General features: G+C 74.2%; 23 protein-coding genes. 10 read left to right on the top strand and 13 right to left on the bottom strand.

Annotated elements, in window-relative coordinates:
* Positions 1-270 carry a CDGSH iron-sulfur domain-containing protein gene (locus tag WCD58_RS12565; RefSeq protein ID WP_337703253.1) on the top strand — a complete coding sequence of 90 codons (270 nt, stop codon included), beginning with the start codon at positions 1-3 and terminating at the stop codon, positions 268-270.
* Here WCD58_RS12565 and WCD58_RS12560 read toward each other — a convergent pair.
* A complete protein-coding gene (locus tag WCD58_RS12560) occupies positions 201-1,223 on the bottom strand; it encodes an iron-containing redox enzyme family protein (RefSeq protein ID WP_337703251.1) in 1,023 nt (340 codons plus the stop codon). The genes WCD58_RS12565 and WCD58_RS12560 overlap by 70 nt on opposite strands.
* 220 nt (positions 1,224-1,443) lie before the next feature.
* On the opposite strand from WCD58_RS12560, the gene WCD58_RS12555 reads away from it, so the two are divergent.
* Together WCD58_RS12555 and WCD58_RS12550 are read left to right on the top strand one after the other, a co-directional pair.
* Positions 1,444-2,184 (top strand): HemK2/MTQ2 family protein methyltransferase, encoded by a 741-nt coding sequence (locus WCD58_RS12555; protein ID WP_337703249.1) that lies wholly within the window; start codon positions 1,444-1,446, stop codon positions 2,182-2,184.
* Between the two features lie 7 nt (positions 2,185-2,191).
* Positions 2,192-3,121: a DUF389 domain-containing protein gene (locus WCD58_RS12550; protein WP_337703247.1), complete on the top strand. Its 930-nt coding sequence runs from the start codon at positions 2,192-2,194 to the stop codon at positions 3,119-3,121.
* 3 nt (positions 3,122-3,124) lie between these two features.
* Here WCD58_RS12550 and WCD58_RS12545 read toward each other — a convergent pair whose 3' ends face one another.
* Positions 3,125-3,781, bottom strand: coding sequence for a DUF4383 domain-containing protein (locus tag WCD58_RS12545; RefSeq protein ID WP_337703245.1), 657 nt, complete (start codon positions 3,779-3,781; stop codon positions 3,125-3,127).
* A 218-nt stretch (positions 3,782-3,999) separates the two neighbouring features.
* Here WCD58_RS12545 and WCD58_RS12540 point away from each other — a divergent pair, with 218 nt between their 5' ends.
* Positions 4,000-4,968 (top strand): ferritin-like domain-containing protein, encoded by a 969-nt coding sequence (locus tag WCD58_RS12540; protein WP_337703243.1) that lies wholly within the window; start codon positions 4,000-4,002, stop codon positions 4,966-4,968.
* A gap of 58 nt (positions 4,969-5,026) precedes the next feature.
* Here the strand turns inward: WCD58_RS12540 and WCD58_RS12535 are convergent, their stop codons facing one another.
* The 5 genes from WCD58_RS12535 to WCD58_RS12515 all read right to left on the bottom strand — a co-directional run bounded on the left by WCD58_RS12535 (position 5,027) and on the right by WCD58_RS12515 (position 10,952).
* Positions 5,027-5,479 (bottom strand): hypothetical protein, encoded by a 453-nt coding sequence (locus WCD58_RS12535; RefSeq protein ID WP_337703241.1) that lies wholly within the window; start codon positions 5,477-5,479, stop codon positions 5,027-5,029.
* A gap of 55 nt (positions 5,480-5,534) precedes the next feature.
* The gene (locus WCD58_RS12530) at positions 5,535-5,753 is read right to left on the bottom strand and encodes a hypothetical protein (RefSeq protein WP_337703237.1); all 219 of its coding nucleotides are present in this window, start codon (positions 5,751-5,753) and stop codon (positions 5,535-5,537) included.
* A 172-nt stretch (positions 5,754-5,925) separates the two neighbouring features.
* Positions 5,926-7,098 carry a 2Fe-2S iron-sulfur cluster-binding protein gene (locus tag WCD58_RS12525; protein WP_337703235.1) on the bottom strand — a complete coding sequence of 391 codons (1,173 nt, stop codon included), beginning with the start codon at positions 7,096-7,098 and terminating at the stop codon, positions 5,926-5,928.
* Positions 7,095-9,011, bottom strand: coding sequence for an NAD(P)H-dependent oxidoreductase subunit E (locus WCD58_RS12520; protein WP_337703233.1), 1,917 nt, complete (start codon positions 9,009-9,011; stop codon positions 7,095-7,097). The genes WCD58_RS12525 and WCD58_RS12520 overlap by 4 nt, the downstream gene beginning before the upstream one ends.
* A gap of 3 nt (positions 9,012-9,014) precedes the next feature.
* Positions 9,015-10,952 carry a molybdopterin oxidoreductase family protein gene (locus WCD58_RS12515; RefSeq protein WP_337703231.1) on the bottom strand — a complete coding sequence of 646 codons (1,938 nt, stop codon included), beginning with the start codon at positions 10,950-10,952 and terminating at the stop codon, positions 9,015-9,017.
* A gap of 269 nt (positions 10,953-11,221) precedes the next feature.
* On the opposite strand from WCD58_RS12515, the gene WCD58_RS12510 reads away from it, so the two are divergent.
* The 3 genes from WCD58_RS12510 to WCD58_RS12500 are packed head-to-tail and all read left to right on the top strand — an operon-like array spanning position 11,222 to position 13,649.
* Positions 11,222-11,671, top strand: a complete 450-nt coding sequence (locus WCD58_RS12510) for a hypothetical protein (protein WP_337703229.1) — start codon at positions 11,222-11,224, stop codon at positions 11,669-11,671.
* A 60-nt stretch (positions 11,672-11,731) separates the two neighbouring features.
* A complete protein-coding gene (locus tag WCD58_RS12505) occupies positions 11,732-12,583 on the top strand; it encodes an SDR family oxidoreductase (RefSeq protein WP_337703227.1) in 852 nt (283 codons plus the stop codon).
* Between the two features lie 46 nt (positions 12,584-12,629).
* Entirely contained in the window at positions 12,630-13,649 is a 1,020-nt protein-coding gene (locus tag WCD58_RS12500) for an NAD-dependent formate dehydrogenase (protein ID WP_337703225.1), read from the top strand.
* A 52-nt stretch (positions 13,650-13,701) separates the two neighbouring features.
* On the opposite strand, the gene WCD58_RS12495 is transcribed toward WCD58_RS12500, so the two are convergent.
* On the bottom strand, positions 13,702-14,901 hold the full coding sequence (locus WCD58_RS12495; RefSeq protein ID WP_337703223.1) for a fatty acid desaturase family protein: 1,200 nt from the start codon (positions 14,899-14,901) through the stop codon (positions 13,702-13,704).
* Positions 14,902-15,186: 285 nt separating this feature from the next.
* Here WCD58_RS12495 and WCD58_RS12490 point away from each other — a divergent pair, with 285 nt between their 5' ends.
* Entirely contained in the window at positions 15,187-16,704 is a 1,518-nt protein-coding gene (locus WCD58_RS12490) for a serine/threonine-protein kinase (protein ID WP_337703221.1), read from the top strand.
* Between the two features lie 7 nt (positions 16,705-16,711).
* Here WCD58_RS12490 and WCD58_RS12485 read toward each other — a convergent pair whose 3' ends face one another.
* The 4 genes from WCD58_RS12485 to WCD58_RS12470 form a co-directional block, all read right to left on the bottom strand.
* A complete protein-coding gene (locus tag WCD58_RS12485; protein WP_337703219.1) occupies positions 16,712-16,873 on the bottom strand; it encodes a hypothetical protein in 162 nt (53 codons plus the stop codon).
* 244 nt (positions 16,874-17,117) lie between these two features.
* Positions 17,118-17,423, bottom strand: coding sequence for a hypothetical protein (locus WCD58_RS12480; RefSeq protein WP_337703217.1), 306 nt, complete (start codon positions 17,421-17,423; stop codon positions 17,118-17,120).
* A gap of 77 nt (positions 17,424-17,500) precedes the next feature.
* Positions 17,501-18,976 (bottom strand): multicopper oxidase family protein, encoded by a 1,476-nt coding sequence (locus tag WCD58_RS12475; RefSeq protein ID WP_337703215.1) that lies wholly within the window; start codon positions 18,974-18,976, stop codon positions 17,501-17,503.
* Positions 18,977-19,037: 61 nt separating this feature from the next.
* Complete coding sequence (locus WCD58_RS12470) at positions 19,038-19,493, bottom strand: hypothetical protein (protein ID WP_337703213.1); 456 nt, start codon at positions 19,491-19,493, stop codon at positions 19,038-19,040.
* Positions 19,494-19,761: 268 nt separating this feature from the next.
* Here WCD58_RS12470 and WCD58_RS12465 point away from each other — a divergent pair, with 268 nt between their 5' ends.
* Both WCD58_RS12465 and WCD58_RS12460 read left to right on the top strand, forming a co-directional pair.
* Entirely contained in the window at positions 19,762-20,043 is a 282-nt protein-coding gene (locus WCD58_RS12465; RefSeq protein ID WP_337703211.1) for a PspC domain-containing protein, read from the top strand.
* 70 nt (positions 20,044-20,113) lie between these two features.
* A complete protein-coding gene (locus WCD58_RS12460) occupies positions 20,114-22,156 on the top strand; it encodes an NAD(+) synthase (protein WP_337703209.1) in 2,043 nt (680 codons plus the stop codon).
* Here WCD58_RS12460 and WCD58_RS12455 read toward each other — a convergent pair.
* The gene (locus WCD58_RS12455; RefSeq protein ID WP_337703207.1) at positions 22,153-23,061 is read right to left on the bottom strand and encodes an SCO6745 family protein; all 909 of its coding nucleotides are present in this window, start codon (positions 23,059-23,061) and stop codon (positions 22,153-22,155) included. The two genes, WCD58_RS12460 and WCD58_RS12455, sit on opposite strands and share 4 nt — an antisense overlap.
* Positions 23,062-23,095 lie beyond the last annotated feature (34 nt).

Below are 23,095 nucleotides of genomic sequence, written 5' to 3'. Positions count from 1 at the left end.
ATGGCAGCAGAGCGACCCACGCGCGTCACGATGACCGAGGGCGGACCGTTCCTGGTCGAGGGCCCGGTGGAGCTGGAGCTGCCCGACGGCACGACGGTGACCAGCGAGCGGCCGGTCGTGGCGCTGTGCGCGTGCCGGCGCACCAAGCGCTACCCGTTCTGCGACACGAGCCACCGGCGCAAGGTCCGGCCGTCGAGGGCTCAGGCGGCCGACGGCACCGACGGCCCCGACGACACCGACGGCCCCGACGACCGGAGCAGCGACGACTGACCGGCCGACCAGGCCGCCACGATCTCGTCGGCCATCCGGTCCTCGACCAGCGTCGAGGCCTGGATGCCGAGGACGACGTCGGCGGCGAGCTCCGGCTCGCGCTCGAGCAGCCCGGCGATGAGCTCGCGGCGCACCAGCTGCTCGTGCACCGCGTCGGCCTCGACGTGCTCGGCGTAGAACGCGGTCACCTCGGCCGGCAGCCCGAGCCGCTCGATCGCGGACACCAGGCGCGCGGACCCGGGCGGTGACGTGATCTCGATGAGCGCGAACTGGCCCACCGACGCGCCGCGCCACCGGCGGTGCAGCCCGAACAGCGACATGATGTTGATCGTCGCGAGCGTCGCCGCGGGGGCCACGTCGAGGTAGGCGCCGTACCCGGTGTCGAGCCCGAGCCCGGCCATCATGTCGGCGTAGATCCGCGCGTGGACGCGGTCGGCGCGGCCGGCGCCGAACTCGTCGTGCTCGACGGTCATCAGCGACGCCTTCGCGCGACCGTGCACCCCGTCGAGCCGGGGGATCACCCACGCCTGGGGATCGGCCTCCTTGAGGTGGTAGATCGAGCGGTGCGTGACGTACTCGTCGAGCTGCCAGCGCTCGCCGTCGCGGGCGAGGTGCCACGACGGCCCGGTGCCCTCGGTCGGTTCGACGAGCAGCGCGTCGACGGCCGCCTCGACGTCGTCGCCTCCGGCCACCTCCGCACGCACGGCGTCGAGGAACCGGTCCTCGAGGTGGCCCCGCAGGCGCAGCAGGTCGGGGTCCCACTCGAGGTCGTCGGCGACCCCGTCGAACGAGCGGTAGTGCAGCTCGTAGCAGCAGTAGAGGGCGAGCTGGAGGTCGTCGCCCCAGGGGTCGGCGTCGGGGCGCGTCGGCAGGTCGGCGGACGCCGCGCGGCCGGCGAGCACGTCGAGCACGGCGGTCGAGACCGGACCGCGGGCGTGGGGCAGGGCGGGCACGGAGGCGCTCCTTCGCTGACTCGGGCCGGGAGATCGGCCGTCGTGGTACCCGATCGGGTCGCCGCTCCCGCCCGGTCCCGCACGTGAGATCCGTGACCCGGTCCCGCGGGCTCGGGAGGGCCGAGGGACGGGTAACGCCTGCTCCGGGTCGACGCCGAGGTCGAGACCAGCGCTGCCGGTGGGCGCGACCCGACTCGCCACCACCGAGCCGAGGAGCCGCATGACGACCGTCGCGCCGCAGCCGCGCCGCAGCACCCCCGCCCCGACCCCGGAGCCGCACCACCGCGTGTTCCGCGTCCCGGGCGTCTACCCCGTGCAACGGGACACGTGGCTGCTGGCCGACGTCCTGCGCGCCGAGCTCGCCGACCACGGGTGCGGCGCGGAGAAGCCGTGCCGCGTCCTCGAGCTCGGCGCCGGCGCCGGGGCGCTGTCGGTCGTCGCCGCCGGCGTGCCGTGCACCGACGTGACCGCGGTCGACCTCTCCCGCCGCGCTCTGCTCTCGACGCGCATCAACGCGCTGCGCCACGGACGCCGCGTGCGCGTGCGCCGGGGCGACCTCACCGCGCCGGTGGCGGGGGAGCGGTTCGACGTCGTGGTGTCCAACCCGCCCTACGTCCCGGCGGCGACCGACGACCTGCCCGCGCACGGCATCGCGCGCGCCTTCGACGGCGGCCGTGACGGGCGCGCCGTCCTCGACCGGGTCTGCGACGAGGCGCCGCAGGTGCTCACCGAGGGCGGGCGGCTGCTCGTCGTGCACTCGGCGTTCAACGACCCGGCCCGCACCGTCGCCCGCCTGCGGTCGCACGGGCTGGCGGCCGAGGTCGTCGCCCGCCACGAGCACCCCTACGGGCCCGTGCTCACCGCCCGCAGCGAGCTGCTGTGCGAGCGCGGTCTCGCGGCGCCGGGCCAGCGCACCGAGGAGCTCGTCGTCGTGCGCGCCGTACGCCCGGCCGGCTGCTGAGGCCGCCGTGCACCACCAGATCGACGTCACCGTCCCCTCGGCGGCGGCCGACGACCTGGTCGCCGCGCTCGGCGCCCACGACGGCGTGCTGGCCCTGACCCACCAGCCCGGGGGCTCGGTCAAGCCGCCCGGCGACGTCCTGAGCCTGCACGTGCTCAACCGGTCCGTCGACGACGTGCTCGCCACCGTCGACCGGGCCCGCGCCCACGGGCCGATCGCGGTCGCCACCGTCCGCACCGAGAGCGTCGTGGCCTCCGGCCGGCAGGACGCGATCGAGGACGACGCGGACGAGTCGCCGTGGGAGGAGTTCGAGCGCACCCTGCGCCACCACGGGCGCATCAGTACGAACTACCTCGCCCTCATGGCCCTCGGGGGTGCGATCGCGGTCGCCGGCCTGCTCTCGCCGCCCGTGCCCCAGGCGCTCGCGCTCGGCGCGTCCGCGATCGTCGCCCCGGCGTTCGAGCCGGTCGCGAAGCTCGCCCTCGCCCTGCTGCGCGGCAGCGCGTACCGCATCCGGCGCTCGCTGGTCTCGGTGGTCGTCGGCTACCTCGTGCTCGCGGCCGCGGGCGGGGTGGCGTTCCTCGTCCTGCGCGCACTGGGCCTCGCGAAGCCCGGCGTGCTGGCGTCGAGCGAGGGCGTGCACATGGTCGCGGACCCCACCGCGGCCGACTGGCTCGTCGGCGCCGGCGGTGCGCTCGCCGGGCTCGTCATCGTCACGTCGTTCCGCGAGGCGGTGCTGGCCGGCGCGCTGATCGCCCTCGCGCTCGTGCCCGCCGCGGGCCTCGTCGGCGTGGGCGTCGTGGCCGGCGACTGGGCGCTGGCCCTCGACGGGCTGCAGCGCGCAGGCGCCGACATGGGCCTGGTCGTCCTGCTCGGCGGCGCCGTCGTGCTGGTCAAGGACCGGCTGCACCACGGCCGCCGCCGACCGCTGGCGTGACGCTCAGCCCGATCCGGACCCGTGGGAGCGCGGGGTGGCGCCCTCCTCCGGGTAGGTCCCGTCCTCGCGCCGGACCGCGCCGGGGTAGGGGAGCGGCCCGGGCGGCGGCTCGACGATCCGCGCGCTCGAGATCATGACCACGACGAAGCCGAGCACCGCCAGCACCCCGTGCAGCACGTGGTCGGGGGTGTTCAGCGCGAGGAACGTGGCGTTCCCGGTGTTCACGGCGTAGGCGGATCCGAAGACGAACAGCAGGAGGTAGACGACGGCCTGCCCGCCGGCGAAGAACCGCAGGCGGGTGCGGCTCGTCAGGCACAGCGCTCCGAGCACGGCCGTGACCAGCAGCAGGACACTGTGCGCGGGGTTGAGGCGCAGGGCGAGGACGGTGTCCGGGACCTGCTCGGTGAAGCCCGCACCCCAGCTCGTGACCAGCCCCGCGATCCCCACACCGGCCAGGACCACCGCCTCGCCGGCGACGATCGCCGTGCCGATGCGTCCGAGCAGGCCCTCGTGGGGCACGGACGGAACCGGCTCGCCCTGCTCGTCGCGGCCCGGCGGCGCGTACGGACCCGTGCCGCGGCCCTGCTGGTCGTGGTGCCGGGCGGTGCCGGCCTGGTCGGGGTTCGGTGGCTCCCCGTGGCGGTGCGTCGGCTGCGTCATGGCGGTGGGGGTGCCCGATCGGCCCCGGGTCGGGAACCGCCGTCGTCGCAGCGCACGAAGCGATCCGGCGCCGGGACGAATAATCGGCGCCTACCCATGGGTAGCCGAAGATCGACCGGCTGAGAGGCCGGATCGCCCAGGCTGAACGACCCCCCGCCGCAGGCCGTCCCCGCGCGGGGCGTCGCACACCGCATCCGACCCGATCGACGAGGAGAAGAGTGAGCACGAACGCCGACATGATCGCCCAGCTCCGTGCGTTGCTGCAGCTGACCCAGACCGAGGTCCAGGTCGCCCGCATCCGCGTGGCGCAGGCGCGCACCGAGGCCGTGCGCAAGGAGCTCACCGAGAACGCGCGCAACGCCGAGCGCCGCACCGGGGAGATCACCCGTGAGCTGCAGCGTCTCGGCGGGGTCGCCGACGTCGTCTCGCCGCTGGTGGGCCGCGTGGGCGCCGTCGTCAAGAGCACCGTCGAGCAGGCGGGCCCGGTCGACGAGGCGCTGCTCGGCGACCTGACGCTCGAGCACCAGCTGCGCGACCGCGCCGTCTACCTGCGGGCGCTCGCCGAGTCCGCGAAGGACAACGGCGTGCGCAAGCTCGCCGACCGCCTCGAGCAGGCCCACAGCGCCACCATCGAGTGGCTGACCACCGTGCTCGCCGAGCACGCCCTCGGCGGCCCGCCCGCCCTGCAGCCGACCCCGGTGCAGATGGTCGTCGGCGGCGCCACCCGCGCCGTGCGGCTGCCGGTGAACTTCGCCCGTGAGCAGGTCAGTCGCTGGGCGGCGCGCCTGCAGCAGCGTGGCGACCAGGTCCGCGAGGTCGTCACCGACACCGCCGGGCGCGTCGTCCGGATCGGCGAGGACGCCCGGGACGTCGTGGTCACCGGCCGCGACGCCGCGCTGGACCGCGCCGAGCAGGTGACCCGCCGCGAGGGCGCGACCGACGCGGCGCAGGTCCTGCACGAGGCCCGCACGCGCCTCGGCGCCCTGCACGCTTCCGAGCTGCCGATCCGCGACTACGACTCGCTCGGCGTGAACGACGCCGTCGCGAAGGTCAAGCAGCTCGACGAGGTCGAGGACCTGAACAAGGTCATCGTCTACGAAGAGGCGAACAAGAACCGCACGGGTGTCGTCTCCGCGGCCCAGACGCGCCACGCCGCGCTGGCCCAGGAGGTCGTCGGCATCCGCTGAGCGGACCGCCACCACTCCCGCGGGTCGTCCGGTACACCGGGCGGCCCGCGGACGTGTGTCAGCTCCGGACCGCGCCGACGATCCCCGCGACGATCAGGACGAGCGCGAGCACGAGGATCGCCACGGGGGACAGGACCGCCACGAGGATCAGCGCCAGCCCGAGGAGGATCTTCGTCGTGGTGCTCATGGCCCCGACCGCGCCCTTGATGCCCGCCCACACCGGATTCTTGCCCTGCAGGGCCGCCAGCCCGGCCCGCAGGGCGGCGTTGCCGCCGACCCCGCCGGGCAGGTTGCCCTGCACGGCGTCGGCCGCCATGTCGCCGAGCCGGTCGGCCATCTCGTCGACCTTGGTCGCGGCGGCCGCGGCGAGCCGGTCGATGGCGGTCACGGCGATCGCCCGGAGACGGTCCGACGCGGAGGGCGGCCCCGCCGGCTCGTCCGGGACCGCGGAGGGCCGCGGGGGTGCCGGGCGGCCGTCGGCCACGGGATCGAACGCGGCCGCAGCCGTCATGGGTGCTCCTCGGTGAGGTGGTCGGCGGCCCGGGGGTGGAGCCGCCCGGAGGTGGTCAGCCCTGGGCGCGCCGGGCGAGCGCCAGCCCGTCGCGCATGCCCTCGGCGTACGAGCGGGTCTCGCGCTCCTCGACGGTCGGCTCCTCGGCGGGCTCGCTCTCGATGAGGGTGGTCAGCACCGCCTCGACGTCCTCGATCTTCCCGGCCTCGACCAGCTGGTGCAGGCCCGCCACCACCTCGTCGGTCCGGTCCCGCTTGTCCTGCCTGTTCGCCACGGCGGACTCCCTTCGTCGCACATGTCGAGGCCCGGAGCGCCCGGTTGCGCACACCTCATCAGGCGGGTGCCCGATCCAGAAGGTCCGCCGCGGCGTTGGCGTCCGATGGCGGGGCGTGTTCGGCCGTTCGCGGTCGGTGATGCTGCTGGGCGGTCCAGTGCGGGTCCGGTGATCAGTAGTTCTGGACGTGCTGGAACCCGAAGCGGCCCTTGATGCACAGGTGCCCGTGGGTCACCGAGTGGTCGGCGGGACTCGTCACGTTGACGATCTCGTTCTGCTGGACGTGCAGCTCGAGGTTGCAGCCGACCCCGCAGAACGAGCAGATCGTCGTCGTGACGGTCTCCTCCTCGGGGTGCCAGTCGCCGGCCTCGCGCAGCTCGTGCTCGCGCACCGACACCAGCGCGCCCGTGGGGCACACGCCGATGCAGTTGCCGCAGTAGACGCACGCCGAGTCGGGCAGCGGGGCGTCGAACTCGGTGGCGATGCGGGCGTCGAACCCGCGCCCGGCCGCGGCGATCGCGAACGTGAACTGGGCGTCGCTGCCGCAGGCGTTGACGCACTTGTAGCACATGATGCAGCGCGAGTAGTCCCGCACGTAGAGGTCGTTGTCGATCTTCACCGGCTGCGCGACCGTGGCCGCCTCCGACCCGTCCGGGGCGTGGTGGTGCCCCGCGTGGCGACGGTCGCGCTCGCCCGCGGCGGCGGGAGGCGCGGGCGGGCCGTAGCGCGCGGTGTCGACGCCGTAGTCGCCGATCCAGCGCTGGACGTCGGCGCTCGCCCGGTCCATGTCCACCGACGAGGTCAGCAGCTCGAGCACCATGCGCCGGCTGTGGCGGACCTTCTCGGTGTCGGTCCTGACCTCCATCCCGTCCTCGCACTTGCGCGCGCACGACGGCACGAGGGTCCGCGAGCCCTCGACCTCCACCACGCAGACCCGGCACGCGTTGATCGGGTCCATGTTCGGCGCCCAGCACAGGGTCGGGGTGTCGGCCTGCTCCGGGGTGCCCTCGTCGTGCAGGGCGTCGAGGATCGTCGCGCCCTCGGGCACCCGGACCTCGCGGCCGTCCAGGCTGAGCGTGACGCGGCGGCGGATCTGTCCGAGCATCACCGGGCCGCTGCTCAGTCGCTCCTCGGTGCCGCGCGCGGCGGCCGCGGGGTCGATCACGGTCGGGCCCACCGGGGACGGGACGTGCGTGTCGCCGTCGGTGCGCTCGCCCGGGGGCGGCCCGTCGTGGGTGTCGATGGCGGCGCCGCCGGCGGCCTCGGTGGGTCCGTCGATCGGCTCGTCGGCGGGGGCGGCGGAGCCCGCGCCCGGTCCGGCCGGTCCCTTGCCCGTGGTGGTCATGGCGAGGGCACCTTCCCGTTGCGGCTGGCCCTGTCGGCGTGCCCTGTTTCCGGCCGGTCGAGCAGCCCCAGCTGGAGCGCGGAGGTCACTGCGGCGGGTGCGGTCTGGCCGAGCCCGCAGATGGAGGCGTCGCGCATGACGCGCGCGAGGTCGTCGAGCAGGGCGATCTCGGTCTCGCGCGACCCGATCGGCGCGTCGCGCTCGAGGCGGGCCAGCGCCTCCTCCTGGCGCACCGTCCCGACCCGGCACGGCACGCACTGCCCGCACGACTCGTCGCGGAAGAACGCCGCGATCCGGCGCAGCGTGCCGGTGAGGTCGGCGTGCTGGTCGAACACGAGGACGACCCCCGAGCCGACCGTCGCGCCGATGTCGCGGGTGCCCTCGAGGGTCAGCGGGACGTCGAGGTTCTCCTCCATGACGAATCCGCCCGCGGCCCCGCCGAGCAGCACCGTGCGCAGCTCGCCCCGAATCCCGCCGGCGACGTCGAGCAGCTGGCGCAGCGTGGTGCCGAAGCCGACCTCATAGACCCCCGGCGCGCCCACGGCACCGGACAGGCAGAACAGCTTGGTGCCGGTCGAGCGCCCGCCGCCGATCTCGGCGAACGCCTGGCCACCGATGTCGAGCACGCCGAGGACGTTGTAGAGCGTCTCGACGTTGTTGATCGCGGTCGGCTTGCCGAACAGGCCGACGACGCTGGGGAACGGCGGCTTGTTGCGCGGCTCGCCGCGGAAGCCCTCGATCGACTCGAGCAGCGCGGTCTCCTCGCCGCAGATGTAGGCGCCGGCACCGCGGCGCAGCTCGATGTCGAAGGCGAAGCCCTCGCCCATGACGTCCTCGCCGAGGTAGCCCCGGGCCCGCGCGGCCTCGATCGCGGCCTGCAGCCGGCGCGTGGCCAGCGGGTACTCGCCGCGGATGTAGAGGTAGCCGATGTGGGCGCCGGTGACGTACCCGGCGATCGTCATGGCCTCGACCAGCCCGAACGGGTCGCTCTCCATGAGCACGCGGTCCTTGAACGTGCCCGGTTCGGACTCGTCGGCGTTGCACACCAGGTAGTGCGGGCGCTCGGGGGCGCCGGCGACGCCCTTCCACTTCACGCCGGTGGGGAAGGCGGCGCCGCCGCGGCCGGTGAGCGAGGAGTCCTCGAGCTCGGTGATGACCCGCGTCGGCCCGAGCGAGACCGCCCGGCGCAGCGCCGAGTAGCCGCCGTGGGCGCGGTAGTCGTCGAGGCTCTCCGGGTCGACGACGCCGACACGGCGCAGCAGGCGCAGCGGGGAGCCGTCGGGCAGGTGGCCGCCCCTCCCCGTCTGGGGCGCGCTGACCCGGGTGTCGGCGAAGACGGCGTCGGCCTCGTCGGCGGCCGTGGCGTCGTCGGTGCGCGCGGCGGCCAGGACCGCGTCCGGGGTGGTCGGGGCCTGGCTGAGGTCGGGCTCGCCGGCGCGCTGGTGCATCACGGCGGGCGCGCGCTCGCACAGGCCGAGGCAGGGGCTGCGCACCCAGCACGCCTGCTCCCCGGTCCCTTCCGGGCCGAGCGCGTCGGTGAGCGCCGCCGCGATCTCCTCGCCGCCGTGCGGGCCGCAGGCCACGTCGTCGCACACGTGCACCACCCGCGGCGCCTGCGGCTCGACCGAGAACATCGCGTAGAACGTCGCGACCCCGTAGATCTCGGCCGGGGGCACCGACAGCGTCCGCGCGACGTGGTTGAGCGCGCCCTCGGAGATCCAGCCGACGGCGTCGTGCACGGCGTGCAGCACCGGCAGGAGCAGGTGGCGGCGCGCCCGGGCGTCGTGGCCCGCGTGGTGGGAGCGCGTCGGGCGGTCGTCCCAGGTCGAGGGGGCGACCAGGCGGCCGAACGCCGCGTCGATCGTGTCCCGCTCGAGCGCGCTGGGCTCGGCCTGCGAGAGGTGCAGATCCATCCGTCAGCTTCCTGCCACCGGCAGCGGGCGGCTCGCCTCGATCTTCTCCACGCGCACGGCGGTGGCCTTGAACTCCGAGGTCCCCGACTTCGGGTCCCAGGCGTCGTTGGTCAGGACGTTGACGTCGACCTCCTCGGTGAAGTGCGGCGTGAACGACGCGAGGCCCGGGCGCAGCGACGGGTCCACGGCGATCGGCGCCTCGACCGACCCGCGCCGCGACACCACCCGCACCCGCTCGCCGTCGGCGATGCCGAGACGCTCGGCGTCCCGCACGTCGATGCGCAGCGACTCGCGGCGACGCAGCGGCGAGGAGTAGCCCGCGGTCTGCACCCCGGAGTTGTAGGCGTCGAGCACCCGCACGGTGGTCAGGCGGATCGGGAAGTCGTCGTCGAGGGCGTCGACGGGCGCGACGTGCTCCACCGGCGTGAACGGCGCGGGGCGGCCGCGGTCGGCGGGGTCGTCGGCCCAGAGCCGGGCGTGCATGAGCGGCGTGCCCGGGTGGTCCAGCGACGGGCAGGGCCACTGGATGCCGCCGAGCTCGTCGAGCCGGGCGTAGCTCATGCCGGCGTGCCAGTTCAGCGACACCGAGCGCAGCTCGTCCCAGACCTCCTCGGCCGTGGGCTCGCCCCAGTCGTGCCCGAGCGCGGTGGCCAGCGCGTAGATGATGTGGGTGTCCGGCCGTGCCTGCCCCGGCGGGTCGATCGCCTTGCGCACGCGCTGGACGCGCCGCTCGGAGTTGGTGACCGTGCCCTCGTACTCGCACCAGTCGGCCGTCGCCGGGAACACGACGTCGGCGAGCTCGGCGGTGGCCGTGCGGAAGATGTCCTGCACGATCAGGCAGTCGAGGCCCTCGAGCATGTGGCGCGCGTGGGTCGCGTTCGCCTCCGACTCGGCCGGGTTCTCGCCGATGCAGTAGAGCGCGCGCAGCTCGCCGCGCTCCATCGCCTCGAACATCTGCGAGAGGTGCATGCCCGGCCGGGCATCCAGCGTCACCGGGTGCCCGGGCGTCGACCAGGCCGTCTCGAAGCGGTGGCGGGCCTCGTCGTCGCCGAGGTCGTAGCCGCCGGGCAGCTTGGCGGGGATCGAGCCCATGTCGCCGCCGCCCTGCACGTTGTTCTGGCCGCGCAGGGGGACCAGCCCCGAGCCGTAGCGTCCGACGTGCCCGGTGAGCAGCGCGAGGTTGATCAGCGCGAAGACGTAGTCGGCGGCGTTGTGGTGCTCGGTGATGCCCAGCGTCCAGCAGATCTGGGCGCGGTCGGCCCGCGCGTAGGCGTGCGCGAGCTCGCGGATCGTGGCGGCGGGGACGCCGGTGATCTCCTCGCCGCGCTCGAGGGTGTAGGGCTCGACCGTGGCCGCGTAGTCGTCGAACCCGGAGGTCGAGCGGTCGACGAACGCGCGGTTCACCAGGCCCGCGTGGATGATCTCGCGGCCGATGGCGTTGGCCAGGGCGATGTCCGTGCCGACGTCGAGGCCCAGCCAGGCGTCGGCCCAGTGGGCGGTCGAGGTGTGGCGCGGGTCGACCGAGTACATCCGCGCGCCGTTGCGCAGGCCCTGCAGGACGTGGTGGAAGAAGATCGGGTGGGTCTCACGCGCGTTGGAGCCCCACAGCACGAGCAGGTCGGCGTGTTCCGCCTCCACGTACGCGGAGGTGCCGCCGCCGGCACCGAACACCGTCGTCAGACCGACGACACTGGGAGCGTGTCAAGTGCGGTTGCAGCTGTCGACGTTGTTGCTGCCCATCACCACCCGCGAGAACTTCTGCGCGGCGTAGTTCATCTCGTTGGTGGCCTTCGAGCAGCTGAACATCCCGTACGCGTCGGGCGAGACGCCGCGCAGGCCCGCGGCGGCGCGTTCGAGCGCCTCGTCCCACGTGGCCGGCCGGAGCTCGCCGTCCTCACGAACCAGGGGTTCGGTCAGACGGACGTGACGTGGCTTGCGCATGGTGGTCGCCTCCCCGCACCGCTGTTACCGCGGCCACCACTGTAGGTGTCGTTGCGAGGCGCGTCACACGCGGATTTCGCTGGGTGAAACACGGTTTCCCATCGGTGTCCCGTCGGCGTCCGGACGTCCGGCCCGTTCCCCTGTTTGGGGGTGTGTGCTGTCCGGGAAACGAGAGGCAACGGTGCAGCGAGGCACGAGGAGGAACCATGGCGGGCAATCCCAGGGTCGAGCAGGTCGTCGAACAGGTCCGGAGTCTGAACGAACAGATCATGAGTCGGGCCCGCGAGGGCGGCGAGGAGTCGCTGCGCGCCTACAAGGAGCTCCTCGAGAACGTCGCCGAGGCCGAGGAGGCCGCCGGCAACCGCACGGCCGAGTGGGTGCAGGCGTTCGCCCGCGCGCAGGCGCAGTTCACCCGTGAGCTCGCCGAGGCGTTCCCGGCGCTGCTGCAGCGCCTCGGGTCCGGCATCGGCGGAGCCGCCGGGGCCGCCGCCGACCGGGCACGCGCGGTGCCCGGCGTCGCGGCCGCCGAGGGCGAGGCCAAGGGCGCGGTCTCGGTGGAGGACGACCTGCCGATCAAGGACTACGACGACCTCAACGTGAGCGACGTCGTCGGGAAGCTCGACGGCCTCTCGGCGACCGACCTCGGCAAGGTCGACGCCTACGAACGTCGCACGAAGAACCGCAAGACGGTCCTGGACCGGATCCAGAGCCTGCGCTGAGCCGGGGCCGGCCCGGGCGCGTCACGTTTCGCGCCCGGGCCGGGCCGTCAAGGCCTGGGCATGAGCGAACAGCCTCCCCCGCAGGAACAGACCTACCCCGGCAGCACCGGGGCGATGGACCCCGAGCCGAACGACGAGATGACCGGCTACGTCGGGCGCGACCTCCTGGCCGGACGCAAGGCGCTGATCACCGGCGGCGACTCCGGCATCGGGCGCGCCGTCGCCGTCGCCTTCGCCGAGGAGGGCGCCGACGTCGCGATCAGCTACCTCTCCGAGGGTGACGACGCGACGCACACGCAGAAGCTGGTCGAGTCCCGCGGGCGCCGCTGCGTGCTGCTGCCCGGCGACATCGCCGACCGCGACCACTGCGCCCGCATGGTCGGGCGGGCGGTGGACGAGCTCGGCGGGCTCGACCTGCTCGTCAACAACGCCGCGACGCAGACGCCGGTGGACGGCCCCGAGGAGCTCTCCGACGAGCAGTGGGACCGCACGTTCGCCACGAACGTGTCCAGCTTCTTCTGGATCACCAAGGACGCCCTGCCCCACCTCGGCCAGGGCTCCGCGATCATCAACACCGGGTCGGTCAACGGGCTGCGCGGCAACAAGGCGCTGCTCGACTACTCCGCCGCCAAGGGCGCGGTGCACGCGCTCACCATGTCGCTGTCCCAGCAGCTGTTGCCGCGCGGCATCCGCGTCAACTGCGTGGCCCCGGGCCCGGTGTGGACGCCGCTGATCCCCGCGACCATGCCCGAGGAGAAGGTCGATTCGTTCGGCGCGCAGGCCCCGATCGGCCGGCCCGCGACCCCCGACGAGATCGCGCCGTCCTACGTGTTCTTCGCGTCCGACCGGCTGTCGTCGTACTACAGCGGCGAGGTCCTCGCCCCGACCGGCGGCGAGACCCACCCCGGCTGACGTCACATCCGGTGTCCCGGGCGGCGGGGGTCGGGTAGCCGACCGCATGAAGGTCGTCTACGTGTCCTACCCGCCGTCCGACGCCGCCGCGAACCCGGTCCCGGCCAGTGCCGACCAGGCGCTCGGCCTGCAGGAGTACCTCACCTCGCGGGGCCACGAGCTGGTGACCACGACCGACACCGGCGAGGGCCTCGACGCCGAGCTCGCCGACGCCGAGGTGCTGATCACGACCCCGTTCTGGCCGGTCTACCTCGACGAGTCCCGGATCAAGAACGCGGCCAACCTGAAGCTGGTCATCACCGCGGGCATCGGCTCCGACCACACCGACCCCGAGGCCGCGGAGCAGGCCGGCATCACGGTCGCCGAGGTGACCGGCTCGAACGTCGTCAGCGTCGCCGAGCACAACGTGCTGCAGATCCTGGCGCTGGTGCGCAACTTCGTCCCCGCCCACACCGAGGCCCGCAACGGCGGCTGGGACGTCGCCAAGGTCGTCGCGCCGTCGCACGACCTCGAGGGCAAGACCGTCGGGATCGTCGGCCTCGGCGCGATCGGCGCCCGCACCGCGCTGCGGCTCAAGGGCTTCGACGTCGAGATGCTGTACTACGCCAACCACCGCCGCACCGCCGGCGAGGAGGCCTCGCTGGGCGTGCGCTACGCGCGCCTCGACACCCTCGTCGAGCGCAGCGACGTGATCTGCCTGGCGCTGCCGCTGATGGAGGGCAGCCAGGCACTGTTCGGCCCGGAGCGCATCCGGGCCATGAAGCCGGGCTCCTGGCTCGTCAACACCGCGCGCGGGGCGATCGTCGACCGGGACGCCCTGGTCGAGGCGATCGAGTCCGGTCACCTCGCGGGCTACGCCGGGGACACCTGGTACCCCCAGCCGGCGCCCGCCGACCACCCCTGGCGCTCGCTGCCCGAGGGCTCCGAGGCCATGACCATCCACTGCTCGGGCATGACGCTGGAGGCGCAGGACCGGATCGCCGAGGGCGTGCGCGAGATGCTCGACGCGCACCTCGACGGCCGCCCGCTCCCCGACGACTTCCTCGTCGTCGCGCCGTCCTCCTAGTCGCCCATGTGAGCACTTTCCAACGCTATGGCGCCGGAAAGTGCTCACATGGTCAGGCGGCCACGGGCTGCTCGGCGCGGGTCGGCGTCGGCTCCTCCGTCTCCTCCGCCGCGCGGGGGGCCGGGACGTCGGCCGGCTTCTCCCGGCCGACCAGGCGGTCCACGAAGCGCTTGAGCTCGCCCGCCACCGGCAGCGAGAGCTTCCAGATCGAGCGCGTGGACTGCCAGAACTGCTGCGGGAACGGGCCGGTCGTGTAGGGCAGGTCCCAACGGGCGCAGATGTCGCGCACCTTCTCCGCGATCTCCGGGTAGCGGTTCGACGGCAGATCGGGGAAGAGGTGGTGCTCGATCTGGTAGCCGAGGTTGCCGCTCATGAGGTGCATGAGCCTGCCGCCGGTGAAGTTCGCCGAGCCCAGGAGCTGGCGCAGGTACCACTCGCCCCACGTCTCGCCGTCCAGCTCCTCTTCGGTGAACACCTCGGCCCCGTCGGGGAAGTGCCCGCAGAAGATGATCGCGTAGGACCACACGTTGCGGACGAGGTTCGCCGTCGCGTTCGCCGCAATCGTCGCCGGGAAGAACGGACCGGACAGGGCGGGGAAGAACACGTAGTCCTTGAGCGCCTGCTTGCCCGCCTTGCGCCCGATCTGGCGCAGCTTCGCCTTCATCTCCTCGGGGTCGGCGTCCATCTTCGCCGCGCCCTCGATGTCGAGGTCGTGCAGTGCCACGCCCCACTGGAACAGGAACATCAGCAGCGCGTTGTAGAGCGGCTGGCCCAGGTAGTAGGGGTGCCACGGCTGGTCGGAGCGGACGCGGAGGATCTCGTACCCGACGTCCTTGTCCTTGCCGATCACGTTCGTATACGTGTGGTGCAGGTAGTTGTGGGAGTGCTTCCACTGCTCGGCCGGGCAGACGTTGTCCCACTCCCACGTCGCCGAGTGGATCTCCGGATCGTTCATCCAGTCCCACTGGCCGTGCATGACGTTGTGGCCGATCTCCATGTTCTCGATGATCTTGGAGGCGGCCAGGGCCGCGGTGCCGGCGAGCCACAGCGGGGGCAGGACGCTGCCGACGAGCGCCACCCGCCCGCCGATCTCGAGCCGGCGCTGCAGCTTGATGACGCCGCGGATGTAGGCGGCGTCGTCCGCGCCGCGCGACGCCTCGACGTCGCGGCGGATCGCGTCGAACTCACGCCCGATGGCCGCGACGTCGGCCTCGCTCAGGTGCGTGAACTCCTTGATGTCCGAGATGGCCACGAGGGGTCCTCCAGCATCGGGTCGGGTCTGTCGGTACCTGAAGTACGCGGTACCGACGGTACCGAGCACTCGGCGCGAACGGACCCCCGAACCGCTGTGTCGCTGGGCACCGGACGTCCGATGACCGCCGTCACACGGCGCGACGGGCGGGTCGGGTGCGGGGCCGTCCGGGCGGCGGGCGAGGATGCGGGCCACCCGATCGGGTGGTGCGACGATTCGGTGCCGATTTCGGTAACGGAACGGTCACGGCCCGCGATAGGTGGTCACGGAGCAGAAGGGAGGGGCATGTCGACGCCGACCTCGGTGCCGAGCGCCCTCGGCGACGGACGGGCCACCATCGAGCCCGGTCGCCTGGTGTCCGGGCGCTACCTCCTCATCGCCCCCGTGGGACGCGGCGGCTCGGGCTCCGTCTGGCGGGCCCACGACGAGCTGCTCGACCGCGACGTCGCCATCAAGCGCCTGCACGGCGCCCGCGCGCTCGACGCCCAGCGCGCCCGCCAGATCCGCGACCGCGCCCACCGCGAGGGTCGCGTCGCCGCCCGCCTGCACCACCCGCGCCTGGCCGCGATCTTCGACATGACCGAGCTCGACGGCGAGGTCTGCCTGGTCATGGAGTACGTCGCGGCCCCGTCGCTCGCCGACCTGCTGGACCGCGAGGGCTCCCTGCCCCCGGCCCGGGTCGCCGGCATCGGGGCCCAGATCGCCGAGGGCCTCGCCGCGATGCACGAGCGCGGCATCGTCCACCGCGACGTCAAGCCCGCCAACATCATGATCGGCGCCGGCGACACGGTCACCGTCACCGACTTCGGCATCGCGGTCGTCGACGCCGAGCCCGGCACCGCCGACCAGCTCGTCGCCGGCACCCCGCACTACATGGCGCCCGAGCTCGCCCGCGGCGGCACGGCCACCGCGGCCGCCGACGTCTTCTCGCTCGGCGCCACGCTCTACGCCGCGCTCGAGGGGGCCCCGCCCGCGGGCGACGGCGGCAACGCGCTCGAGGTGCTCTCGCGCGTCGCCACCGGGGTCGTCGCCCCGGCCCGCCGCGCCGGCGACCTCACGCCGGTGCTGCGCGCGCTGCTCGACCACGACCCCGCCCGCCGTCCCGACACGGCCCGCGCCGCCCGGATGCTGGCGGGCCACGAGATGCCCGGGAGCGCGCCGGCCCCGGCCGTCGCGGCCCCGGCTGTGCGGTCCGACCTGCTCGCGGCGGGCCCGCCGACGCTGGACCCGCACGCCGACGAGGCCCGCACCGGCCCGCTGCTGCTCGCGGGGCGGGGTGCCGGTGCCGTCGGTGCCGTCGGTGCCCCCGCCACCGCGCGACCCGCCACCCGCGCCGTCACCCCGGTCGCCACCGGGCCAGGCCGGCGCGCCGCACGGATCCCGCGGCCGACGCGCCGGGCCGCCGCCGTGGGCGCCGGGCTCGTCGGGGTGCTCGGCGCGGCCGGGATCGTGGCCGCGGCCACCGGCACGTCCGACCCGACGCCCGTCGCGGCCCCGGACACCGCCGTGCGGCCGGCGCCGATGCCCGTCCCCGTGGCCGCGCCGCCGGTGATCCCGTCCGGCCCGGCGACGTCCTCACCCGCGCGCAGCACGCGCACGGCGACCGCCGACGACGTCGAGGAGGTCGCGTCGTCCACGCGGTCGACGACGGCCCGGCACTCACGGGACGCGGCCGCGCAGCGGCAGGCGGCGCAGTGGGAGCGCTTCTTCGAGCGCTGGCGGGCGCAGGCGCGCGCCGGCGGCGGCAACGACGGGGACCGGGACCACGGTCCGCGCGGGCGGGCCCGCGGCCACGACCGCTGAGTGCCGGTCAGTCCTCCGGGCGCCGGTCGCCCACGGGCCCGCGTGACGGGGCGACGTCACGGTCCTCGGGCGGACGATGGTCCGGTTCCGCGTCGCCGCGCGGACGGTGGCGCACGATGCGCTTGATGCGCGGCTCCTGGACCAGCCGGTCCGACGTGCGGTCGCGCATGTCGCCTCCCGTGCCGTCCTCGGGCTGAAGACGTCGCTCGGGACGCTACGGCCGGACACCGGGCGAGCGCTGTACGTCATTGTGCGTACGGACCGGGTGACGCAGGCCCGTGGCGAGCGGTGTCGACCTTCACGACGACCGGACCGCCCGGTACGTTCCGAGGACGGGACCGCCGGTGCGGACGAGGGGCCCGCACCGGCGCGGCCCCGCGCCGGACCCGGACAGGGCTGACGAAACGGACGCGTCAGCCGCGCAGCGCCTCGCAGAGGGCCACCGGCTCGGCGTCGGCGGGCACCGCGAGCGGGCGCCACCGCGGCGCGCGGCGCAGGGCGGGGTCCGTCGTCACCTGCCATCCCTCCACGGCCGACCAGTGCAGCGCGCGGACCGCGCGCGGCGGATCGGCGTGCAGCCGCAGGGTGAAGCCGTCGTCGGTCGCGTCGGGCACCGTCTCGACCTCGTCGTCGTCGAGCAGGTCGAGCGCGGTGGCCACGGCCTCCGCGCAGGCGGTGGCGTGGGACAGCAGCCAGGGAGCGGGGGCGGCTGTGAGCACGGTGGTCACCTCCGGCGGTCCTCGGGGGTCGGACCGCATCGGTTACCCGCGAGTATCCCCGCGCTCCGAGGGTGCCGTCACTCCGGGACGTTGTGGGGGTCGCCACCCACCCGGTAGGGGGTCGTCACGCCCTCGTACATGAGGTGCGCGACGAGGCCCTCGCCCGGATGGGCGAGGTTGTGGCAGTGGTCCATCCACACACCGGGGTTGTCGGCCACGAAGGCGATGTCGACGGTGTGCCCGTCCTGGACGTCGACGCTGTCGGTCCACCAGGGGCTGCCGGTGGCCGGGACGCCGTCGCGGGCGATCACCACCGCGTGGTGGCCGTGGAGGTGCATCGGGTGCAGCTCGCCGCTCGCGTTGTCGATGTGCATGCGGACGACGTCGCCCTCGCGCACCACGTACATCGGCACGTCGGGCCACATCCGGCCGTTGACGGTCCACCAGAGCCCGGGCGTGCCGTCGAGGAACCCGAGGCGCCGGCCGATGGCGTAGTCGAAGGTCCGGTTCGCGGCGGCCGGGTCGAAGGGCAGCGCCGCGGGCGTGCCGTAGTGCAGCGGGTCGAGCTCGCCGGCCGGGCGCGGGGTCGGGGGCAGCGGCCGCCCGAAGGTGACGGCCGACGCGCCGCCGAGCTCGACGCGCACCCCGGCGCCGTCGGCGGGCAGGTCGATCTCCAGGTCGGCGCGCCCGCCCGCGGTGACCGCGAGCGAGTCGGTGGAGGGCGTGGGGGCGTTGACGTCGGTGCCGTCGATCGCGGCCAGGCGGTAGGGCGCCCCGCCGACCCAGATCTGGACCGGTCCGTTGTCGGTGTTGACGACGCGCACCCGGACCCGCTGGCCCGGGGCGCCGGTGGCCGGGACGTCGCCCTCGAGGCCGTTGATCGTGCGGCGGCCCGCGTACATGTGGGTCAGGACGGTGGTGTCGGCCGTGGCGCCGAGTCCCGCGCGAGGGGTGACGACGAGCGCGCCGAACAGCCCGCCCTTGACCTGCGGGTCGGCGACCTGGTGCGAGTGGTACCAGAACGTGCCGGCCTGGTCGGCGCGGAACCGGTAGACGAAGGACCCGCCGACGCCCACGGCGTCCTGGGTCACGCCGGCGACGCCGTCGTCGCCGGCGGGCACGTCGTAGCCGTGCCAGTGCAGGGTCACACCCTCGGCGACGTTCTCGTTGACCAGGCGGACCTGCACCATCTGGCCCTGCTCGGCGCGGATCTCGGGGCCGGGGGTCGTGCCGTTGAGCGTGAAGCCGTCGATCACCCGGCCGGACGGGAGCGTGACGCGCCCGGCCCGCGCGACGAGCGTGACGTCGACGTCCGCGGGCCCCGGGGGTTCGCGGAGCTGGTCGACGGAGGGACCCATGGCCGTGCCGGCCATGCCGGGCATCTCGGCCATGTCCCCGGAGTGGTCCATCCCGACCGGGCCGCCGCCGTACTCGGGCGTGCCCATCTCCTCGACCGAGTACGTCCCGGGCGCGAGGCTGTCGACCCACATCCAGGCGATCGGCACGATCACCACGAGCGCGGCGACGACGGCGACCAGGGTCCGGCGCCGCACGCCGGTCCCGAGTCGGCGCCGGGTCCGCCGCCGCGCCCGCAGCATCAGCTCGGCCCGCCGCTCAGACGGCCGCGGCGGTGGGCTGCTCGACGGTCCGCGGCGTCGCGGGCGTGAGGCGCGCCGAGAACACGGCGGCCACGAGGATGGCCAGGGCCAGCGCCCCGTGCAGCATGCCCAGCGACGGCAGCGCGTGCGCGAACATCCCGAGCAGGACCTGCGCCACGACCATGAGGAACAGGGCGGCCGCGTACGCCACGCCGTGGGTCAGCTTGGCGAAGAAGGACACGATGAGCAGGAGCAGGGCCACCGCCGGCACGATGATCGTGCCGTTCATCCCGTGGACCATGAACCCGACGACGCCGTCGAACTGGGGCTCGGCCTGCATGGCGGCCGCGTCCAGCACCCCGCCGCCCTCGATCCAGGCGGACAGGCCGAACAGGGCCCACGCGATCGCCGCCGCCTGGACGACCACCTCGACGGCGAGGATCCAGGCCAGAACCCGATAGGTCGTGCGCACGGCCGACCCCTTCCCGCGGGGTCGCCGGGGCGCCCGCACTTCGTGGTGGTCCACCAGGTGTCCAGTGGTGGCGGTCACATTAAGTCATCACAAGCCCTGATCACTAGTCCGAAGGAATGACTACGCCCGAGCGAAGAGGCGAGAAGTGACGTTCCGTCACTGGAGTCCCGGGCGTACCTGGCCCTGCCCGCTCTCGGGGTGCGGACCAGGGTCGAACCCGGGGCCGACCCGGAGGGCGCCGGACCCGCCCGGCGGCAGGCTCGACGTCATGAGCACACCGGAGAACACCCCCACCCCCACGCGACCCGCGTTCGGTTTCCGGCGCAGCGTCGGCGACCGCTGGATCGCCGGGGTCTGCGGCGGCATCGCCGCCCGCACCGGCGTCGACGTGAACCTCGTGCGGGTCGTCGCGGTACTCCTGGCCGTGTTCGGGCACCTCGTGGGTCTGATCGCCTACCTGGCCGCCTGGGCGCTCGTGCCCGAGGAGACCCCGGTGACCGCGTCGGCCACGCCGCGGGCACCGGAGGACCCGCCCTCGAGCACCGTGTGACCTCCCGGCGGCGACCGGGCGGGCGATCTACGCTCGCCCGCGTCGCCGAAGCCCGGAGGAAAGCCAGCAGATGCCCACCCCGCCCTTCACGTCGGTGTACCACCAGGGCTTCGTGCGCGTGGCCGCCGCGACGCTGCGCACGACGATCGTCGAGCCGGCGGCCAACGCGGCCTCGCTGCTGGCCGTCGCCCGCGCGTGCCACGAGGACGGGGTCGGCCTCGTCGTCTTCCCCGAGCTGACGCTGTCCGGGTACTCGATCGAGGACCTGCTGATGCAGGACACCCTCCTCGACGCGGTCGTCGACGCCCTGGCCGACGTGGTCGCCGCGTCGGGGGACCTGACCCCGGTGCTCGTGGTCGGCGCGCCGCTGCGCCACCGGCACCGCCTCTACAACTGCGCGGTCGTCGTGCACCGGGGGCGGGTGCTGGGCGTCGTCCCGAAGAGCTACCTGCCCAACTACCGCGAGTTCTACGAGCCCCGCCAGGCCGCGGCCGGCGCGGGGGAGGAGGGCACGATCCGCCTGCTCGGCGCCGACGTGCCCTTCGGCGCCGACCTGCTCTTCGCGGCCGAGGACGTCGACGGCCTCGTCCTGCACGTCGAGGTGTGCGAGGACATGTTCGTCCCGATCCCGCCGAGCGCCCACGCGGCGCTGGCCGGGGCGACGGTGCTGGCGAACCTCTCGGGCAGCCCGATCACGGTCGGGCGCGCCGACGACCGCCAGCTCCTGGCGCGCTCCGCGTCGGCCCGCTGCTCGGCCGCGTACGTCTACGCCGCCGCCGGCGAGGGGGAGTCGACCACCGAGGTCTCGTGGGACGGCCAGACGAGCATCCACGAGAACGGCGTCCTGCTCGCCGAGACCGAGCGCTTCCCCTCCGGCGAGCGCCACGCCGTCGCCGACGTCGACCTGCGCCTGCTGCGCTCCGAGCGCCTGCGCACGGGCACGTTCGACGACAATCGCCGGCGCCACGGGCGCTACTTCCGCACCGTGGCGTTCACCCTCGTCCCGCCGGCCGGCGACATCGGGTTCCGCCGCGAGGTCGAGCGCTTCCCGTTCGTGCCGGCGGACCCCGCCCGTCTCGAGCAGGACTGCTACGAGGCCTACAACATCCAGGTCGCGGGGCTCGAGCAGCGCCTGCGGGCGATCGGCGGCCCGAAGATCGTCATCGGCGTCTCCGGCGGGCTCGACTCCACCCACGCCCTCATCGTGGCGGCCCGCGCGATGGACCGCGCCGGGCGCCCGCGCTCGGACATCCTCGCCTTCACGCTGCCCGGCTTCGCCACCGGCGAGCGGACCAAGTCGAACGCGCAGCGCCTCGCCGAGGCGCTGGGGTGCACCTTCGAGACGATCGACATCACCGAGACCGCCCGGCTGATGCTGAAGAACCTCGGGCACCCGTTCTCGCAGGGCGAGCCGCAGTACGACGTGACGTTCGAGAACGTCCAGGCCGGCCTGCGCACCGACTACCTGTTCCGCGCCGCCAACCAGCGCGGCGGGATCGTGCTGGGCACCGGCGACCTCTCCGAGGCGGCGCTCGGATGGTCGACGTACGGCGTCGGCGACCAGATGTCGCACTACACGGTGAACACCGGCGTCCCGAAGACGCTGATCCAGCACCTCATCCGCTGGGTGATCAGCTCGGAGCAGTTCGACGACGACGTCGCGACGGTGCTGGCCGACGTCCTCGACACCGAGATCAGCCCCGAGCTCGTGCCGGCCGACTCCGACGAGGAGATCCAGTCGAGCGAGCAGAAGATCGGGCCGTACGACCTGCAGGACTTCACCCTGTACTACGTGCTGCGCCACGGGTTCCGGCCGTCGCGCATCGCGTTCCTGTCGTGGCACGCCTGGCACGACCTCGACGCGGGCACCTGGCCCCCGGGCTACCCCGAGGGCGACCGCGCCGCCTACGACCTCGCCGAGATCCGCCGCTGGCTGCAGGTCTTCGCGCAGCGGTTCTTCGGGTTCGCGCAGTTCAAGCGCTCGGCGATGCCGAACGGGCCGAAGGTCGTCGCGGGCGGGTCCCTCTCGCCGCGCGGTGACTGGCGCGCCCCCTCGGACTCGTCGGCGACGATCTGGCTGGGGGAGATCGAGGCGAACGTGCCGGAGAGCTAGCCCGCCGCGCGCTTGTACGGGTCGGGCGGGAACCAGCCGTGACCGACGACGGCCTCGGACCACGTGCCCAGGGCGTCGACGAGGCGGTCGAGGTCCGCGCCGAGGGCGTCCACGAGCGGCTGCTGGGCGAGGTCGGTGGCCTCCTCGACGCGGTCGCGCAGGCGCCGTCCCTCGGTGGTGAGGGCGTCGCCGTCGAGCAGGCCCCGGGCGCGCAGCCGCGCGAGCGCGACGTCCATCGCCTCGGGCGACCACCCGCGGGTCGCGGTGTACTCGAGCAGCTCGAAGCCGACCCAGAGCTCGGTGAGGACGTTGGCCTCGATGCCGTCGAGCCCCGCGGCGACGCAGGCGGCGACGTGGGAGTCGCCGCGGTGCTCGCGCAGCAGCGTCGTCGCGTGCCACAGGCGCCCGTGGGCCTCGCCGGGCCAGGGCAGCGTCGACATCCCCGCGTAGAGCGGGCGACCGATGACGTCGGCGGGGTCGAGGGCGACCCGCAGCGTCTCCACGACCGCGTCGATCTCGGCCTCGCCGACGTCGGCCAGCACGGTGCGCAGGGCGGCGGTGCCCGCGCGTTCGCGCATCGCGCGCAGGTCGGCGACCGGGCACGCCTCGCGCGCCTGGTCCCACAGCCCGCCGACCAGTCCGGGCTCGAACACCGCGAAGGCCGCGGCGACCACGGAGCCCTCGGCGTCGCCGAGCACCGACGCCCGCCCGCCGACGTAGCCGCCGAGGAAGTCCAGGCCGGCGGCGCCGCTCTCCTCGGCGGCCGGGTCGCTCCACACCGTCACCATCGCGAGCGGTTCGATGGCGTCGCGCAGACGGCGGGCCGGGGTCGCGGCGGCGGTGGGGTCGGCGACCGGCCCGGTGCGCGGCCGGCAGAAGACGGAGCGGGCCTCGGCGAAGTCCATGGTGCACAATCGTTGTCGGTGACCGGGCTCACGT

This window comes from Actinomycetospora flava, assembly GCF_037400335.1.
Lineage (GTDB): Bacteria > Actinomycetota > Actinomycetes > Mycobacteriales > Pseudonocardiaceae > Actinomycetospora > Actinomycetospora flava.
This window is presented reverse-complemented; position numbering and strand designations above follow the sequence as displayed.

What these genes read in the sequence shown, in the direction of transcription:
- WCD58_RS12565 (WP_337703253.1), top strand. Translation starts at nt 1, where the DNA reads ATGGCAGCAGAGCGACCCACGCGCGTCACGATGACCGAGGGCGGACCG.
- WCD58_RS12555 (WP_337703249.1), top strand. Translation starts at nt 1,444, where the DNA reads ATGACGACCGTCGCGCCGCAGCCGCGCCGCAGCACCCCCGCCCCGACC.
- WCD58_RS12545 (WP_337703245.1), bottom strand. Translation starts at nt 3,781, where the DNA reads ATGACGCAGCCGACGCACCGCCACGGGGAGCCACCGAACCCCGACCAG.
- WCD58_RS12535 (WP_337703241.1), bottom strand. Translation starts at nt 5,479, where the DNA reads ATGACGGCTGCGGCCGCGTTCGATCCCGTGGCCGACGGCCGCCCGGCA.
- WCD58_RS12525 (WP_337703235.1), bottom strand. Translation starts at nt 7,098, where the DNA reads ATGACCACCACGGGCAAGGGACCGGCCGGACCGGGCGCGGGCTCCGCC.
- WCD58_RS12520 (WP_337703233.1), bottom strand. Translation starts at nt 9,011, where the DNA reads ATGGATCTGCACCTCTCGCAGGCCGAGCCCAGCGCGCTCGAGCGGGAC.
- WCD58_RS12510 (WP_337703229.1), top strand. Translation starts at nt 11,222, where the DNA reads ATGAGTCGGGCCCGCGAGGGCGGCGAGGAGTCGCTGCGCGCCTACAAG.
- WCD58_RS12505 (WP_337703227.1), top strand. Translation starts at nt 11,732, where the DNA reads ATGAGCGAACAGCCTCCCCCGCAGGAACAGACCTACCCCGGCAGCACC.
- WCD58_RS12500 (WP_337703225.1), top strand. Translation starts at nt 12,630, where the DNA reads ATGAAGGTCGTCTACGTGTCCTACCCGCCGTCCGACGCCGCCGCGAAC.
- WCD58_RS12490 (WP_337703221.1), top strand. Translation starts at nt 15,187, where the DNA reads ATGTCGACGCCGACCTCGGTGCCGAGCGCCCTCGGCGACGGACGGGCC.
- WCD58_RS12485 (WP_337703219.1), bottom strand. Translation starts at nt 16,873, where the DNA reads ATGCGCGACCGCACGTCGGACCGGCTGGTCCAGGAGCCGCGCATCAAG.
- WCD58_RS12465 (WP_337703211.1), top strand. Translation starts at nt 19,762, where the DNA reads ATGAGCACACCGGAGAACACCCCCACCCCCACGCGACCCGCGTTCGGT.
- WCD58_RS12460 (WP_337703209.1), top strand. Translation starts at nt 20,114, where the DNA reads ATGCCCACCCCGCCCTTCACGTCGGTGTACCACCAGGGCTTCGTGCGC.
- WCD58_RS12455 (WP_337703207.1), bottom strand. Translation starts at nt 23,061, where the DNA reads ATGGACTTCGCCGAGGCCCGCTCCGTCTTCTGCCGGCCGCGCACCGGG.